This window comes from Cellulomonas sp. Marseille-Q8402 (genome assembly GCF_965119525.1).
The window spans coordinates 1599984-1615321 of the sequence record NZ_CBCPLX010000001.1 but is presented as its reverse complement, the minus strand read 5'-3'; the positions used below and the strand labels follow the sequence as shown (position 1 = coordinate 1615321).

Below are 15338 nucleotides of genomic sequence, written 5' to 3'. Positions count from 1 at the left end.
CGTGGGCGTCGCTGCGTCCGGGCACCGGCGATACCCGCCACCGGGGAGCGGGTGAAAACCGACCGCGTGCCAGGTGCTAGCACCCGGCGGTGAACCGGTCTAAGCGGACAGAAGGGTGCTTTCACCCCATTCCGGACTCATGACCAGGGCGGGGACGGCCGAAGGTATGGCGTTCCCCCCTGCGCGAGGCGGTCCCGCCGACGCGCGCCCGCGCGACCTCCCGGACCGTGATGAACCTGCTGCACCGCCTCCGCCGCCCCGCCGTGCTCGCCGCCGTCGGCGCACTGCTCGCCCCGCTGGTCCTCGGGACCGGCGCGAGCGCCGCCGTCGCCGCGGGGGAGGGCACCGCCCTGCTGGTGAACGGATTCGCCGTCACCTCGGGCGCCACGCCGACGGCACCGCAGCCCGCCGCCGACCCGCTCTACGCGGTGGACCCCGCGTACACGGCCACCCCGGCGGGCGGCACGTTCTCGACGACGCTCCGCTACGAGTGCTCGAGCGACGAGGCGGCCTGCCTCGACGCGACGATGACGTTCGAGCTCGGCGCGATGCGGCTGACCGCGCCCCTCGCGCTGGCCGGCCTCGACGCGGAGGTCGCGTACTGGCTCGACGCGGCGCGCACGCAGCCCACCGCCGACGCCACGCAGGCCGCGGTCGCGCAGGTGTCGTTCACGTCGGACCTGGGCGACGGCGAGGTCGGGCTGGCGTCGGGCATCTCCGGCGACCTCACCCTTGCCGCGGCGCTGTCGGCGCCCGCCGCGGGCGGCACGCAGCAGGGCACCCTGGTCGTCACCCCGGCGTGGCAGGGCACCGTCGGGCAGGCCTCGCGGATCCGGGTCACCGGGGAGTTCCCGATCAACCTGGGCACGAGCACTGCGGTCTCGTGGGCGCGGGCGGGGTACCTCTCCGGCGTGGACGACGGCACCGAGAGCCCGACCAACACCGCCACCGTCGTCTCCTCGCTCACCGGGGACCCGGCCGGCTCGCTGACCACGACGTGGGGCGGCAGCGACCCCTCCGCCCGGCCCGCGGCCGGGACCGCCGGCATGCTCACCGACCTCACCTCGGCCACGATCACGTCCTGGCCCGCCGGCGCCGCGTCCGTGGCGGTCACCGGCTGGCGCTGGACCGGCGCGTCCTCGGGCCCCGCGCAGACGACCGTCGGCACCGTCGCCGCCGGCACGCCGGAGGCGGGCGCCGACCTGCTCGCCGGCCTGGACGCCGCCACCCGCGGCGCCCTGACCGGCCTGCGCCTGGTGTTCACCGCCGCGGACGGCGCGCTGCTCACCACCGGCGCGACCGTCGTCGTCGGCGTGCGGGAGCACGGCAGCACCGCGTCCACCCCGGTGCCGCGCACCGGCACCGTCGACTACGTGACCGACGCCCCCGCCGCCACGTTCGACGAGGCGTCGGACCTGAACACCCTCGCGGTGTCCGGCACCGCCACCACCACCGCCCGGCGCGGCACGACCACGTCCGGCACCAGCACCGACACCCGCAGCTTCCGCGTCTACGACCCGCGCCCCTACGCAGGCTCGGCGACGGCGCTGCGCGCGCTCTCCGGCGGCACCGTGTACGGCGGCGGCTTCGTCGCGGCGACGGCCGCCGGCACCAACTGGTCGCGCCGCGCCGTGGAGCAGCTCGAGGTCGTGACCCCCGCGACCGCCGCGCAGGTGTCGGCCACCGACGCGCTGCTCGACCCCGACCTGCCGGCGGTCGACACCCGCACGTTCGGCGCCGGGCTCACGTTCGCCGGGTTCGGCTCGGGGCGTGCCGGTGACGCGGGCGACGGCGCGGGCCTGACGGTCCAGCGCCTGGGCGGCGTCCCGGCCCGGGTCGTGCTGGCGGTCCGCACCGCGGGCGGCACCCTGCCGGGGGTCTCCCTGGACGCGGCCGCGCCCGTCGTGCCCACCGACCCGGCCGCGTTCGGCGTCGTGTCGTGGTCCGAGGTCACCGGCTTCACCGCCGTGCTGGAGGGCACCGGCTCCGCCGTCCCCATGGGCGCCTCCGTGACCGTGCCGTACCTGCTGCGCGCCGCCACGGCCGCGCAGGCCGAGTCGTACGCCGCGCACACCGTGGCCACCACCGTGCTGGGCGGCACCCGCTCCGCCGTCACCCCGCGCACGGCGCGGAGCGGCAACCGTCCCGTCACCGCGGCGACCGTCGCGGTGGCCGTGCCGACCGTCGGCGTCGCCGGCAGCAAGTACGTCGTCGAGCCGTACGCCACCACCCGCGGCGGCACCGCGACCGTCGTGCTCGAGGCCGTGGCACGTCCCGGTGCCAGCGGGCACCTGCCCGACACCCTGACGGCCGAGGACAGCGCGCGCTCCCGCACGTCGGGCGGCACCACCGGCGCAGCCTGGTGGGACGTCATGCGCCCGGTCTCCGTCGACGGGGTCGCGCCCGCGGGGGCCGGCGTGGTCGTCGAGTTCTACACCAACGCGACCGGTGCGCCGGAGTGGCAGCGCTACAGCGCGGCGCTGAACGACCTCCAGGACGCCGAGTCCTGGCGCGGCGTGCGCCTGGTGACGACCGCGGCACCCGGCACGACGTTCGCGGACGGCACCACCGCCCGCGCCCGGATCACCTTCGCGGTCCGGGACGCGTACCTGAACGGCCGGACCTGGGCGGTGGACAGCAACCTGACCAACGTCGCCCAGCTCACGTCGTCGGCCACGGTCGAGGGCAACGTCGTCACCAGCCCGACGACCGCCGTCTCCGACGTCGTCACCGCCGTCGCCCCGGGCGCGGGCGGCGAGTCCGCCCTGGTGAAGGTGCTCGGCAGCCGCCAGGGCGTCGAGGGCACGGGCGCCACGCCCACCGCGACCCTGACCTGGGGCACCGACGGGCAGGCGCACACCTCCGTCGCGGTCGCCGACGGCAACGGCCTCACGGCCGGCGACGACGTGCCGGCGACGGGCGGCGACGCGAGCTTCTGGGACACCTTCGACCTGACGCGCGTGCTGCCCATCACCTCGGGCACCGCGGCGGTGGCGAACTCGGCCTACGACCCGTACCTGGTGTTCGACCGCGTCGCCGACGTCCGGGTGTACGACGCCGTGGGCGGTGCGTGGCACTCGCTGCGGGACGAGGAGTGGACCGGTACGGCGTGGGCGCCGCTGGCCGGTGGTCGTACCGACGTGACCTTCGGCGGGTCGAGCGCCGCGGGCGCCTTCCCGTACACCGGGTCGTTCCCCGGCGTGACCCTCGGCGGCGTCGCGGGCCGCGTCGGCGGCGTGCAGCTGGTGTACGAGCCCCGGCCGGGCACCGAGCGCGCGTCCGCGCTGGCCGCGGGCGACTGGCGCCAGTCCCTGCTGCCGACCCTCACGGACGGCGCCGTCGCCGTGACCGCGGGACCGGTGCGCCAGGTCCAGCTCGCGCTCGTGCTGCGGGACACCTCGCGGGCGACCGGGACCCCGGTCAACGACGCCTTCCGGTACACCGGGTCCGCGGCCGGACAGGTCGCCAACTCCGGCCGGGTGACGGGCTGGACGAGCACGGGCGCCACCGGCACCCCGACGGACCTCGGCGGCCCGGTGAACGGCTCCGGCTGGTGGACGTACCAGGTGCAGGCCGCCTCCCTCGGCGCCGCCACCACCAAGACCTGGCTGCGCGACGCGAACGGCACGCCGCTCGAGCCGAGCACCGACCTGGACGAGCTCGCGCTGCCGGTCGAGGGCCCCGGCGCCCCGGCGGAGGCCTGGCCGTCGGCCGTCCTCACGGTGACGGGCCGCAGCACCGCCACGACCCGGGTGGATGCGTTGACGCTCACCGAGCCGCGCGGCATCGACACCGCCACCGCGCTCGCCGCGGGCGACCCGTTCGCGCAGTTCGCGGTCACCGACATCGTGCAGCTGTCGGACGCCGCCACGGTCACCGGGGCCACCGGCGTGCAGGTCGTGCTCTACCGGGTGGCCGGCGACGGCAGCGTCTCCGCCTCGGCCCCGGTCACCGCGGCGGTCGCGCTCGGCTACGACGCGGCCCAGCTCGCCGACGTCGTCGGGGTGCAGGTCCGGTACACGGGTCGCATCGGGGCGAACCGCCCCGCGACCCTCCAGCTGACCACCCGCCTGCTCGCGGAGAACCGCGTGACGCACGCGCCGACGACGGCGGGCCTGACGGTCGGCAACGAGGTCGAGGCGCGGGTGTCCGACGCGCGCGTCTGCGCCGACGAGACCGGCAGCCCGACCGCCGCGGCCGGCTGCGCCGCGCAGGTCGTGACGGCGCGTGCCGCGGCGAGCACCTCCGTCCGCGACCCCGAGGTCGTCGCGTTCCCGGCGCTGGACGTCACCCCGCTCGACGTGCAGCGCGACGCGACCACCCCGACGGTCACCGCGGTGCTGTCCGCGCAGAACTTCGGCGTCACGGAGGCCGACCAGCTGCTGGTCACCGACGCGGACGCCCGCTTCTTCAACGCCGTCGCCGCCCGCACCGTGCACGTGGACCGGATGCCCACGGGCGCCGAGACCGCGACGCTCGAGGTCCTGCTCGCGGGTGCCGACCTGCAGATCGGCGCGGACGGCACCTACACCGGCTCCGTCACGGACGCCGCCCCCTGGCAGGCCTGGAGCACCGGCGCCGCCGGCACGACCTGGGACCTCGGCGCGCTCGCCGCCGCGCGCGGGCTGGACGCGGGCGACGTCGTCGCCGTGCGTGTGCGGTACGCGGACACCGGCGGCGGCCGGCTCACCGCGCCGGGGCAGGGCTTCGGCCAGGCCACGCTGTCCGGCGTGCTGCGCGAGGAGCTGCGCACCGGCGGCCTGCCGAGCGCCGTCGGCGCCGCGGGCTGGCGCTACCAGGGCGAGCCCGAGCACACCGTGAACCCGGGCGAGACCGGCCGCGGCGTCGTGAGCAACCGGATCACCGCGCAGGCGATCCGCGACGGGCTGGCCTCGGCCCCGCAGGCGACGGGCGACGTGCCGGTCACCGTGCACGCCGGCAACGCCACGGTGCGCATCCAGAAGGCCGAGGTCACCTCGGGCGCGCACAAGCCGGGCGACCACGTGCAGTACCGCGTCACCGTGACGAACACGGCCTCGGGCACGGGCGCCGCCGACCTCACCGGCCTGGTGGTCACCGACCTGCTGCCTGAGGACGGCTCGCTGGTCTTCGGCACCGCCCCGGAGGGGCAGCAGCCGTGGTCCGTGCAGGGCGCCGGCGGCGCGCCGAGCCCGCTCGCGGCGCCGGCCGTGACCGTCGACGGGTCCGTCGTCACCCTGGCCTTCGGCGCCGACGACCGGCTCGCGCCGGGCGCGAGCGTCGAGGTTCTCGTGTGGGCGCAGATCGCGGCCGACCTGTCGACCACCTCGATCGTCAACACCGCGACGGCGGCCTCCGTGTCCCGTCCGGTGCTGGCCGCGCCGACCGGCACCGACGGCGGGACCGGCTGCGCCCCCGGCAGCTACGACGCCGACGCGCAGGGCTGCCTCGCGCGGTCCGGCGCCCTGGTGATCGGCGGCGCCAACGTGTACCTGTCGGAGAAGTGGGTGCGGAGCGCCGCGACGGGCGCCGCCGTGCGCACCACCCCGGCGCGCGCCGGCGCGTCCAGCGCCTGCGTGCCCCGCGGCACGGGCGCCGACGCCACCTGGTTCCGGTACCCGTGCGCGGTCACCTCGACCCCCGGCTCGCTGACGGACTGGCAGGTCCAGGTCAGCAGCCGCGCGACGATCACGACCGACCGGCTCGAGCTGGTCGACATGCTGCCCACCGCGGGTGACTACCCGGCGATGGACGGCAGCGCGGCGGGCGCGCGCGGCAGCCAGTGGCGCCCCGTGTGGGACGGTGTCGTGCCGACCTTCGCCTCGGTGCCGGGCATGCCGGCCGGTGCGACCCTCGCCGTCTACACCACCACGGCCGACTACCGCGCGGGCGGCCTGCCCGCCAGCGCCGCGTTCGACCCGGTGCCCGGCACCTGGAGCAGCACGGCGCTGACCCCGGGCACCCGCGTGCCGGCGGCGCAGGCCGCCCGGGTGACCGGCTTCAAGCTGGTGGTGACGTTCGCGTCCGCCGACTCCTTCTCCGCGAACGAGAGCGTGCGCATCGGCTGGTCGATGCGGACGCCGCTGACCGGTGCGCGCGCCGGTGCCGACGCGTGGAACTCCTTCGCGTTCCGGGTCCCGGCGGGCGTCGGCCGCCCCGTCGACGTCACGTCCGTGCCGCTCAAGGCGGGCGTGCGCACGGTCGCCGCGACCGCCACGGGCGACGCACTGCTCGCGGTCGGCGACCGCGTGTGGCTCGACGTCGACCGGGACGGCGTGCAGGACGCGGGCGAGCCCGGGGTGGGCGGCGTGGTCGTCGACCTCTACCAGGGCAGCGGCGACGCGGCGCTGTGGGCCGCGGAGACCGCCACGGCCGCGGACGGCTCCTGGCTGGTCGACGGCCTGCCGGCCGGGGACTACGAGGTCCGCGTGACCCTGCCGGCCGAGCTGGCGGCGCTGTACCGGTTCACGGCGGTCGGCCGCGGGCTGGACGACGTCGACTCCGACGCCGTGCCGGACGCGGACGGCGCGCTGGTCGCCGGGATCTCGCTGCGCGCGGGCGCGCCGGGCGTGGTCGCGGTCGCGGACCAGCCGCAGGCGTGGCGCGACGCGCACCCGGACCTGGCGGCGACGCTCGTGGACACGACGCAGGACGCCGGGCTGAGCTGGCGCCCGCTGGCCGTCGGCGACCGCGTCTGGTTCGACGCGGACCGCGACGGGCAGCAGGGCCCCGGGGAGGAGCCCGCCCCGGGCGCCACGGTGCGCCTGCTCGACGCGGACGGTGCCGTCGTCACCACGACGACCACCGACGCGCGGGGTGCGTACGTCGTCGAGTCCCTCGACCCCGGGACCTACCGGGTCGAGGTCGAGCTGCCCGACGCGCTGGCCGCCCGGTGGACGTTCACCACCACGGGGGCCGGGGCGGCCGACGCCGACTCGGACGTCGTGCCCGACACCGCACGCCTGGGCCGCACCGCGGCGTTCTCGATCGCGCCCGGCGCCTCGATGACGACCGTCTCCGACCTGGCGGGCGACCCCGTGTGGGCGGCCGTCGACGCCGACTACGCCGATCCGACCCGGGACGCGGGCCTGGTCGAGCTCCCCGTGCGGGTCGGCGACCGCACGTGGGTGGACCGGGACGGCGACGGCGTGCAGGACGCCGGCGAGCCGGGGCTCGCCGGCGTGGTGCTCACGCTGACGACCGCGGGCGGCGACCCCGTGACCGACCTGGCCGGGGACCTGGTCGAGCCGGTCACGACGGACGCCGACGGCGGGTACGCGTTCACGGGCCTCCTGCCCGGCGCGTACACGGTGACGGTCGACGCGGCCGCCTCCGCCGCCGCGCTCGCCCCCTACGTGCCGACGACCCCGGGGACCGCCGGCTCGGCGGTCCTGGTCGGCGGTGCGCGCGACGACGCCCTCGACTTCGGGTTCGGCCCGCGGGTCGCGGTCGGCGACCGCGTCTGGCTCGACACCGACCGCGACGGCGTCCAGGACGCCGGCGAGCCGGGCGTGCCGGACGTGCTGGTCGACGTGCTCGACGGCGCGGGCGTCTCCGTCGGCCAGGTCACCACGGACGCCGACGGCGACTGGCTGGTCGACGGCCTGCCCGCGGGCACCTACCGGGTGCGCCTGTCGCTGCCCGCCGAGCTGGCGGCGCAGCTCCGGTTCACCGGCGCGGACGCGGGCGCCGACGACGCGACGGACTCCGACGCGGTCGCCGACGCGGACGGGGCGCTGGTCGACGGCGTCGTCCTGGGGGCCGACCAGGTCGCCACCGTCCCCGTGGCCGGCATGCCGGCGGACTGGCGTGCGGCGCACGCGGACCTGACGGCGACCTACGTCGACACGACGCGGGACGGCGGCCTGCAGTGGCGCCTGCTCGCCGTCGGCGACCGGGTCTGGTTCGACACCGACCGGGACGGGCGCCAGGACGCCGACGAGGCGCCGGTCGCCGGAGCGACGGTCCGGCTGCTCGACGGGGACGACGCCGTCGTGCGCACGACGACCACGGATGCCACGGGCGCCTACGTCGTCGACGCGCTCGACCCGGGCACCTACCGGGTCGAGGTCGAGCTGACGGACGAGCTGGCCGCGCGCTGGACGTTCGCGGACGCGCACGTCGGCGACGCGACCGGGGACTCGGACGTCGAGCCGGTGTCGGCCCGCACGGGCCGGACGGCGGCGTTCACGATCGCGCCGGGGTCCGGGACCACCCCGGTCCCGGACCTGGCCGGCGACCCCGTGTGGGCGGCGGTCGACGCCGACTACGCGGACCCGACCCGGGACGCCGGTCTGGTGGAGCGGCCCGTGCGGGTCGGCGACCGGGTCTGGGCGGACCTGGACGGCGACGGTGTGCATGACGGCGACGAGCCGGGCCTGCCAGGCGTCGTGCTGACGCTGACCGACGCGACGGGGGACCCGGTGACGGACGTCGCCGGCGACCCGGTGGGCCCCGTCACGACCGACGCCGACGGCGCGTACGCCTTCACCGGGCTGCTGCCCGGCGCGTACACCGTCACGGTCGACGAGCCGGCCTCCGCCGCGGTGCTCGCCCCGTACACGCCCACGACGGCGGGGGCCGGGGACGCCGCGACCGACTCCGCCACCGGTGCGGCGACGTCGGCCACGCTGCTGGGCGGCGCGCGTGACGACACCCTCGACTTCGGGTTCCAGCGCCGGCTCGCGCTGGGCGACCGCGTGTGGGTGGACACCGACCGCGACGGCGTGCAGGAGGCGGGGGAGCCCGCCCTCGGCGGCGTGACGGTACGGCTGCTCGACGCCGCGCTCGCGGTCGTCGCCACGACGGTCACGGACGCCGACGGCGTCTGGCGGTTCGACGGCCTGGTCCCCGGGGAGTACCGGGCGGAGCTGGAGCTCGCCCCGGTCGACGCCGCCCGCTACGCCTGGACGACCGTCGGTGCGGCCGCGGCGCCGGACGCCGGAGCCGACTCCGACGTCGAGGAGACCGGCACGCCCGGCCTCGGCCGCACGCCGGTGATCACGCTCGGCCCGGGCTCGGCGGGGCTGCGTGCCGCGCAGCCCGCGGAGGGCCTGACCGCGCTGGTCGTCGACCCGACCTGGGACGGCGGCCTCGTGGAGCGGCCGGTGAGCGTGGGCCACCTCGTCTGGTTCGACGAGGACCGGGACGGCGTGCAGGACGCCGGCGAGCGCGGGCTGCCCGGGGTCGTCCTCGAGCTGCGCACGCCCGACGGCCGGCCGGTCACCGCGGTCGACGGCTCGCCGGTCGCCCCCGTGACCACGGACGCCGACGGCCGGTACGCGTTCACCGGCCTGCTGCCGGGCACCTACGTGGTGCGGGTCGACCGGATCGCGTCGGCCACCGCGCTCGCGGGGTACGCCCCGACGGTCGCGGGCGCCGGCACGGACCCGGCGCTCGACTCGGCGAGCTGGTCGGCGACGACCGCGGCGCTGGTCGGTGGCCAGGAGGACACCTCCCTGGACTTCGGTCTGGTGCTCGCCGACGACGTCCAGCTCGCGCTGCGCAAGACGGCGGTCGCCCGCACCGCCGACTCCATCACCTGGGACGTGACCGTGGCCTCCACGGGCACGCAGGACGCGTACGCCGGGTTCAGCGTCGTGGACGCCCTGCCGGGGGCCCTGAGCTTCCGGTCGGCGGCCGGTGACGGGTTCTCCTGCACCGCGGTCGACCAGGTCGTCTCGTGCGACCACGACGCGTCCCTCCCGGCCGGGCAGTCCGCGACGGTCCGCATCGTCACCGGCCTCACCGCGGCCGGCTCGGACGTGACCAACACCGCCACGGTGGACGTCGAGGGGCGCGGGTACCTGTTCGAGGTGCTCGCGGCCGAGGACGTCGCGTGGAGCGAGCCCGCCCCCGCGGACCCGGCCGCGCCCGCGGGCTCCGGGCCGCTGGCCGTCACGGGGGCGAGCGCGGCGGTGCCGTTCGGGCTCGCCGGGGTGCTGGTCGGCCTCGGGGCGCTGCTGCTGGCTCTGGTGGCCGTCCGCCGCCGGTCCGCGGCAGGTCCGCGGACAGGTCGGCAGGGCGGGACGGGGCACCGGCAGCGGGCCTGAGCCGGCGCCCGAGGAGCGCCGCACGGCCCGGGAAGAACCCCGGGCCGGGCGGTGTTCCACCCCACGTACCCGGGTCGCAGCAGGTCGAGGGCCGCGCACCCGGGCGGGACGGGCGGGCGCGAGCGCGCGGACGCCGGCAGCTGCCGGCGCCTCCCGTCCCCGTTTCGCCGGTGCCTCCCGATGGCGTATGATCGTCCGTTGGGTGTGCGCCTGGTCGCTGCTGCACGTCCTGCCCGAGTCCGTCCGCGTCTGCGGTCGTGCCCCGGGCGGGCGGTCACGGTGGACGGGCGGGGCACCACTCGCCACGTCGTACGGCTCACCGGCTCGCCGGGGCGCCCGGGCGTGGGGCTGGAAGTTCAGGACAAGAGTTAGCGGAGGACATGGCGAAGAAGGACGGTGTCATCGAGATCGAGGGCAGCGTGGTCGAGGCTCTGCCGAACGCGATGTTCCGCGTGGAGCTGACCAACGGCCACAAGGTGCTCGCCCACATCTCGGGCAAGATGCGTCAGCACTACATCCGGATCCTCCCTGAGGACCGGGTGGTGGTCGAGCTGAGCCCGTACGACCTGTCCCGCGGGCGCATCGTCTACCGCTACAAGTAAATCGACCGAACGAGCATCGCCGTCGGCTCGCGCCTCCCGCTCCCGAGCGGGGGACGAGCGCATCGGCGGCGGAGGAACAGGCCATGAAGGTCAAGCCCAGCGTCAAGAAGATCTGCGACAAGTGCAAGGTGATCCGCCGGCACGGTCGCGTCCAGGTGATCTGCGAGAACCTGCGCCACAAGCAGCGCCAGGGCTGACACGCCCTGCCGCTCGGCACGGATCGAGCAGCAGCACCCCGGCCGCACCCTGATCCCAGGGGCGGCCACCAGCGCATCGCCGAACCGGCACCGCGCCCGCCCTCGAGGCGGACGCCGCCGGTGAACCCCTGGCTCGGAGGCCAGGGCCCGCCAGCAGGCGGGAGGACGGTGCGGCAGACCTCCGAACCGAAGTCCAAGGAGCCGGAAGGCACATGGCACGTCTTGTCGGCGTCGACCTCCCCCGCGAGAAGCGGCTCGAGATCGCGCTCACCTACATCTACGGGGTCGGCCGGACCCGCGCCCAGGAGACCCTGGCCGCGACCGGCATCAGCCCGGACGTCCGGGTCAAGGACCTGGACGACGCCCAGCTCGTCACCCTGCGTGACTACCTCGAGGGCAACTTCAAGCTCGAGGGTGACCTGCGCCGTGAGGTCGCCGCGGACATCCGCCGCAAGGTCGAGATCGGCAGCTACGAGGGTCTGCGTCACCGCCGCGGGCTCCCCGTGCGCGGTCAGCGCACGAAGACCAACGCGCGTACCCGCAAGGGCCCGAAGCGCACCGTCGCCGGCAAGAAGAAGGCCGGCCGGAAGTAGCCCGTCCGCGGCACGCCGGGCGCCCAGCGCCCGCGCCGCGACGGACTCCCGACCTCACTGAGCAGCGAGAGAGAACGAGCAGATGCCTCCGAAGACCCGTAGTTCCGTGCGCAAGCCGCGCCGCAAGGAGAAGAAGAACGTCTCCCACGGCCAGGCGCACATCAAGAGCACGTTCAACAACACGATCATCTCGATCACCGACCCGAGCGGCGCCGTGATCTCCTGGGCGTCCGGCGGCGACGTGGGCTTCAAGGGCTCGCGCAAGTCGACGCCCTACGCCGCGGGCATGGCCGCGGAGGCCGCCGCGCGCAAGGCCGCCGAGCACGGCATGAAGAAGGTCGACGTCTTCGTCAAGGGCCCGGGTTCCGGTCGTGAGACCGCGATCCGCTCCCTGACCGCGGCCGGCCTCGAGGTCGGCTCGATCCAGGACGTGACGCCGCAGGCCCACAACGGCTGCCGTCCGCCGAAGCGCCGTCGCGTCTGACACCGAAGTAGCCGGGCCGCCGCGGGCGGGGGAGCGATCCCCTGCCCGCGGCGGTGCCGGCCGGTCGTCCGGGTGGACCGAGACCCGAGGCGGCCAGCGAGTACCTGCGCTGCGTCATATGGCGGACGCACGCTGAGAGGAACCCCGAAGTGCTCATCGCACAGCGCCCCACCCTGACCGAAGAGGTCATCTCGGAGTACCGCTCGCGGTTCTCCATCGAGCCGCTCGAGCCCGGCTTCGGCTACACGCTCGGCAACTCCCTGCGCCGGACCCTGCTGTCGTCCATCCCGGGCGCGGCCGTGACGAGCATCCGGATCGACGGCGTGCTGCACGAGTTCAGCACGGTGCCGGGCGTCAAGGAGGACGTCACCGAGATCATCCTCAACATCAAGAACCTCGTCGTCTCCTCGGAGAACGACGAGCCGGTCGTGATGTACCTGCGCAAGCAGGGTGCGGGTGACGTGACCGCGGCGGACATCGTCCCGCCGGCCGGCGTGGAGGTCCACAACACGGACCTGCACCTCGCCACGCTGAACGAGAAGGGCAAGCTCGAGATCGAGCTGACCGTCGAGCGCGGCCGTGGCTACGTGTCGGCCAACCAGAACAAGTCGTACGAGGCCGAGATCGGTCGCATCCCCGTCGACTCCATCTACTCGCCGGTCCTCAAGGTGACCTACAAGGTCGAGGCGACGCGTGTCGAGCAGCGGACCGACTTCGACAAGCTCATCGTCGACGTCGAGACCAAGCCGGCCATCAGCCCGCGTGACGCGCTCGCCTCGGCGGGCAAGACCCTGGTCGAGCTCTTCGGCCTGGCCCGCGAGCTGAACGTCGAGGCCGAGGGCATCGAGATCGGCCCGTCGCCGACGGACGCGGCGCTGGCCGCGGACCTGGCGCTGCCGATCGAGGACCTGCAGCTGACCATCCGGTCGTACAACTGCCTCAAGCGCGAGGGCATCCACACGGTGGGCGAGCTCGTGGCGCGTTCCGAGGCCGACCTGCTCGACATCCGCAACTTCGGTGCGAAGTCGATCACCGAGGTCAAGGAGAAGCTGTCGGAGCTGAACCTGTCCCTCAAGGACAGCCCGCTCGACTTCGACCCCACCGCCGCCGCGTACTACGACGGCGACGAGGGCGACTTCACCGAGGACGAGCAGTACTGACGCCGGGGAGGCGGGGCGCTGACGCGTCCCGCACGCCCATCACTGGAACCAAGGAGTAAAGACCATGCCTACGCCCACCAAGGGTCCCCGGCTCGGTGGCGGCCCGGCGCACGAGCGGCTGATCCTGGCCAACCTGGCCACGGCGCTGTTCGAGCACAAGCGGATCACGACGACCGAGACGAAGGCCAAGCGCCTGCGTCCGCTCGCCGAGCGCCTCATCACCTTCGCCAAGCGCGGTGACCTGCACGCCCGCCGCCGCGTCCTGACCGTCGTCCGCGACAAGTCGGTCGTCCACGAGCTGTTCGTGGAGATCGCCCCGCAGATGGCCGAGCGCGAGGGTGGCTACACCCGCATCACGAAGATCGGCCCCCGCAAGGGCGACAACGCGCCGATGGCCGTGATCGAGCTCGTGCTGGAGCCCGTCTCCCCGAAGCAGGCCGTCGTCCGCGAGGCCACCAAGGCCGCGGCGAAGGCTGCGCCGAAGTCCGAGGAGACCCCGGCCGACACGGTCGAGGAGACCCCGGCCGAGGAGTCGACCGAGGAGACCGCGACCGACGCCCCCGAGGCCGAGGCCGCCGACACCACGGACACGGCCGACAAGGCCTGATCCACCGGCAGCACCGCGAGGGCCCGGGCCCGCGAGCACACGCTCGCGGCCCGGGCCCTCTCGCGTGCCCGGTGGCGTCGTTCCCCCGGCGCGCGACCGCCGCTCGTGGGTACCGTCGACGGCATGACCGTCCCCGTGGTGCTCGTGCACGGGCTGCGGACGTCCCGGACGATGTGGCGCGCGCAGCTCGAGGCGCTCGACGCGTACGGCAGCCCGGCCCTGGCCGTCGACCTGCCGGGGCACGGCGAGCGGGCCGCGGAGCGCTTCACGCTGGACGGGGCGGTGCAGGCGGTCGCGGACGGGGTCACGGAGCTCGGCGGCCGGGCGCTCGTGGTGGGCCTGTCGCTCGGGGGGTACACCGCGATCGCGCACGCCGCCCGGCATCCCGAGCAGGTGGCGGGCCTGGTCGCGGCGTCGTGCTCGACCCGGCCGCTCGCGGTGCTCGTCGACGGCTGGGCCCTCCTGGCCCGGGGGATCGCGCGGCTGCCGGACGCGGGCGCGGGGCTGAACCAGCAGCTGGTCGACCGGGTGCTCCCGGCCGACGGCGCGCAGGACGCGGCGGCCGGCGGGTTCGCGCTGGACGTCACCGGCGACGTGCTGCGGGCGATGCGCGCGGCGGAGCCGGTCGCCGACCTGGCGCGGGTCGAGGCGCCCGTCTGGCTGGTGAACGGCCGCTACGACCACTTCCGCGGCGAGGAGCGCCGGTTCCTGCGGGCGTGCCGGGACGGCCGGCTCGTGATCGTCCCCGGGGCGACGCACCTGGTGTCCCTGGCCGCGCCGGTGGGCTTCACCCGCGCGCTGCTGGCCGCCGTCGACGCGCTGGAGCCGGTCGACGTGCGCGCCGGGTCAGCGGAGCGGCACGGCTAGGCCGCGCCGAGCTGCCAGGCCCGCACGCCACCGACGATCCCGGCCTGGTTGGGCACCACGACGACGTCGTCCCCGAGCCGGGCGAGCACCTGCGGGGTGATCTGCCGCGCGTTGCCGCCGCCCAGGTAGAGCCGGTCCCACAGCACGACGGGACGCAGCCCCTCGACGACCTGCCGCACGCGCCGGGACCACAGCGCGTCGCCGAGCCGCGCCCGCTGGATCTGCCCGATGTACTCGTCGTAGGTGGTGCTGCGGCGGACGGGCGCGTGCGACCACTCGAGGTGCGGGGCGACGCGGCCGCCGTCGAACAGCGCCGAGCCGAGCCCCGTGCCGAGGGTGAGCACCAGCTCCACGCCGGTGCCGGACACGACGCCGGCGCCGTGCACCTCGGCGTCGTTGAGCACGAGCGTGCTGACGGCCAGCCGGTGCTCCAGGGCGGCGCGGATGTCGAAGCCCGACCACGCCGTGACGAGCTCCGGGTCGACCCGGGTGTGCGGGCCGGAGCGGGTGACGTAGTGCGGGGTGGCGACCACGACGCCGTGCCGGATCATCCCGGGCATGCCGACCGTCGCGCGCTGGAACGGCGGCAGCCGGTCCGCGATCTCGGCGATCGTGGCGACGAGGCGCTCGGGGGGCAGCGGGTACGGGGTGGGCACCCGCAGGGCAGGTGCGTGCAGGGTGCCCGACGCGTCGAGGACGGACGCCTTGATGCCGCCGCCGCCGCAGTCGACGGCGAGGGTGTACGGGGTCGACTCGGGGACGGGCACCGGTCGAGGGTAGAGCAGCCGGCGGCCCGT

At 75.8% G+C, this 15338-nt stretch carries 9 protein-coding genes; 8 read left to right on the top strand and 1 reads right to left on the bottom strand.

The genetic code is table 11. The features are described from left to right. Positions 1–230: 230 nt before the first annotated feature. The 8 genes from ACWPWW_RS07325 to ACWPWW_RS07290 all read left to right on the top strand — a co-directional run bounded on the left by ACWPWW_RS07325 (position 231) and on the right by ACWPWW_RS07290 (position 14541). Positions 231–10031, top strand: coding sequence for an SdrD B-like domain-containing protein (locus tag ACWPWW_RS07325; protein WP_454049673.1), 9801 nt, complete (start codon positions 231–233; stop codon positions 10029–10031). Between the two features lie 380 nt (positions 10032–10411). Further along, a complete protein-coding gene (infA, locus tag ACWPWW_RS07320; RefSeq protein WP_013770189.1) occupies positions 10412–10633 on the top strand; it encodes a translation initiation factor IF-1 in 222 nt (73 codons plus the stop codon). An 83-nt stretch (positions 10634–10716) separates the two neighbouring features. Beyond that, a complete protein-coding gene (gene rpmJ, locus ACWPWW_RS07315; RefSeq protein WP_013117849.1) occupies positions 10717–10830 on the top strand; it encodes a 50S ribosomal protein L36 in 114 nt (37 codons plus the stop codon). 212 nt (positions 10831–11042) lie between these two features. Continuing rightward, positions 11043–11423 carry a 30S ribosomal protein S13 gene (rpsM, locus tag ACWPWW_RS07310; RefSeq protein WP_454049672.1) on the top strand — a complete coding sequence of 127 codons (381 nt, stop codon included), beginning with the start codon at positions 11043–11045 and terminating at the stop codon, positions 11421–11423. Between the two features lie 82 nt (positions 11424–11505). Then, positions 11506–11907 (top strand): 30S ribosomal protein S11, encoded by a 402-nt coding sequence (gene rpsK / locus ACWPWW_RS07305; RefSeq protein WP_147794341.1) that lies wholly within the window; start codon positions 11506–11508, stop codon positions 11905–11907. 149 nt (positions 11908–12056) lie between these two features. Further along, positions 12057–13067, top strand: coding sequence for a DNA-directed RNA polymerase subunit alpha (locus tag ACWPWW_RS07300; RefSeq protein ID WP_454049671.1), 1011 nt, complete (start codon positions 12057–12059; stop codon positions 13065–13067). A 64-nt stretch (positions 13068–13131) separates the two neighbouring features. Then, complete coding sequence (gene rplQ, locus ACWPWW_RS07295; protein ID WP_454049670.1) at positions 13132–13674, top strand: 50S ribosomal protein L17; 543 nt, start codon at positions 13132–13134, stop codon at positions 13672–13674. 123 nt (positions 13675–13797) lie between these two features. Further along, positions 13798–14541 carry an alpha/beta fold hydrolase gene (locus tag ACWPWW_RS07290; protein ID WP_454049669.1) on the top strand — a complete coding sequence of 248 codons (744 nt, stop codon included), beginning with the start codon at positions 13798–13800 and terminating at the stop codon, positions 14539–14541. On the opposite strand, the gene ACWPWW_RS07285 is transcribed toward ACWPWW_RS07290, so the two are convergent. After that, complete coding sequence (locus ACWPWW_RS07285) at positions 14538–15308, bottom strand: ROK family protein (protein ID WP_454049668.1); 771 nt, start codon at positions 15306–15308, stop codon at positions 14538–14540. The two genes, ACWPWW_RS07290 and ACWPWW_RS07285, sit on opposite strands and share 4 nt — an antisense overlap. Between the last annotated feature and the right edge of the window lie 30 nt (positions 15309–15338).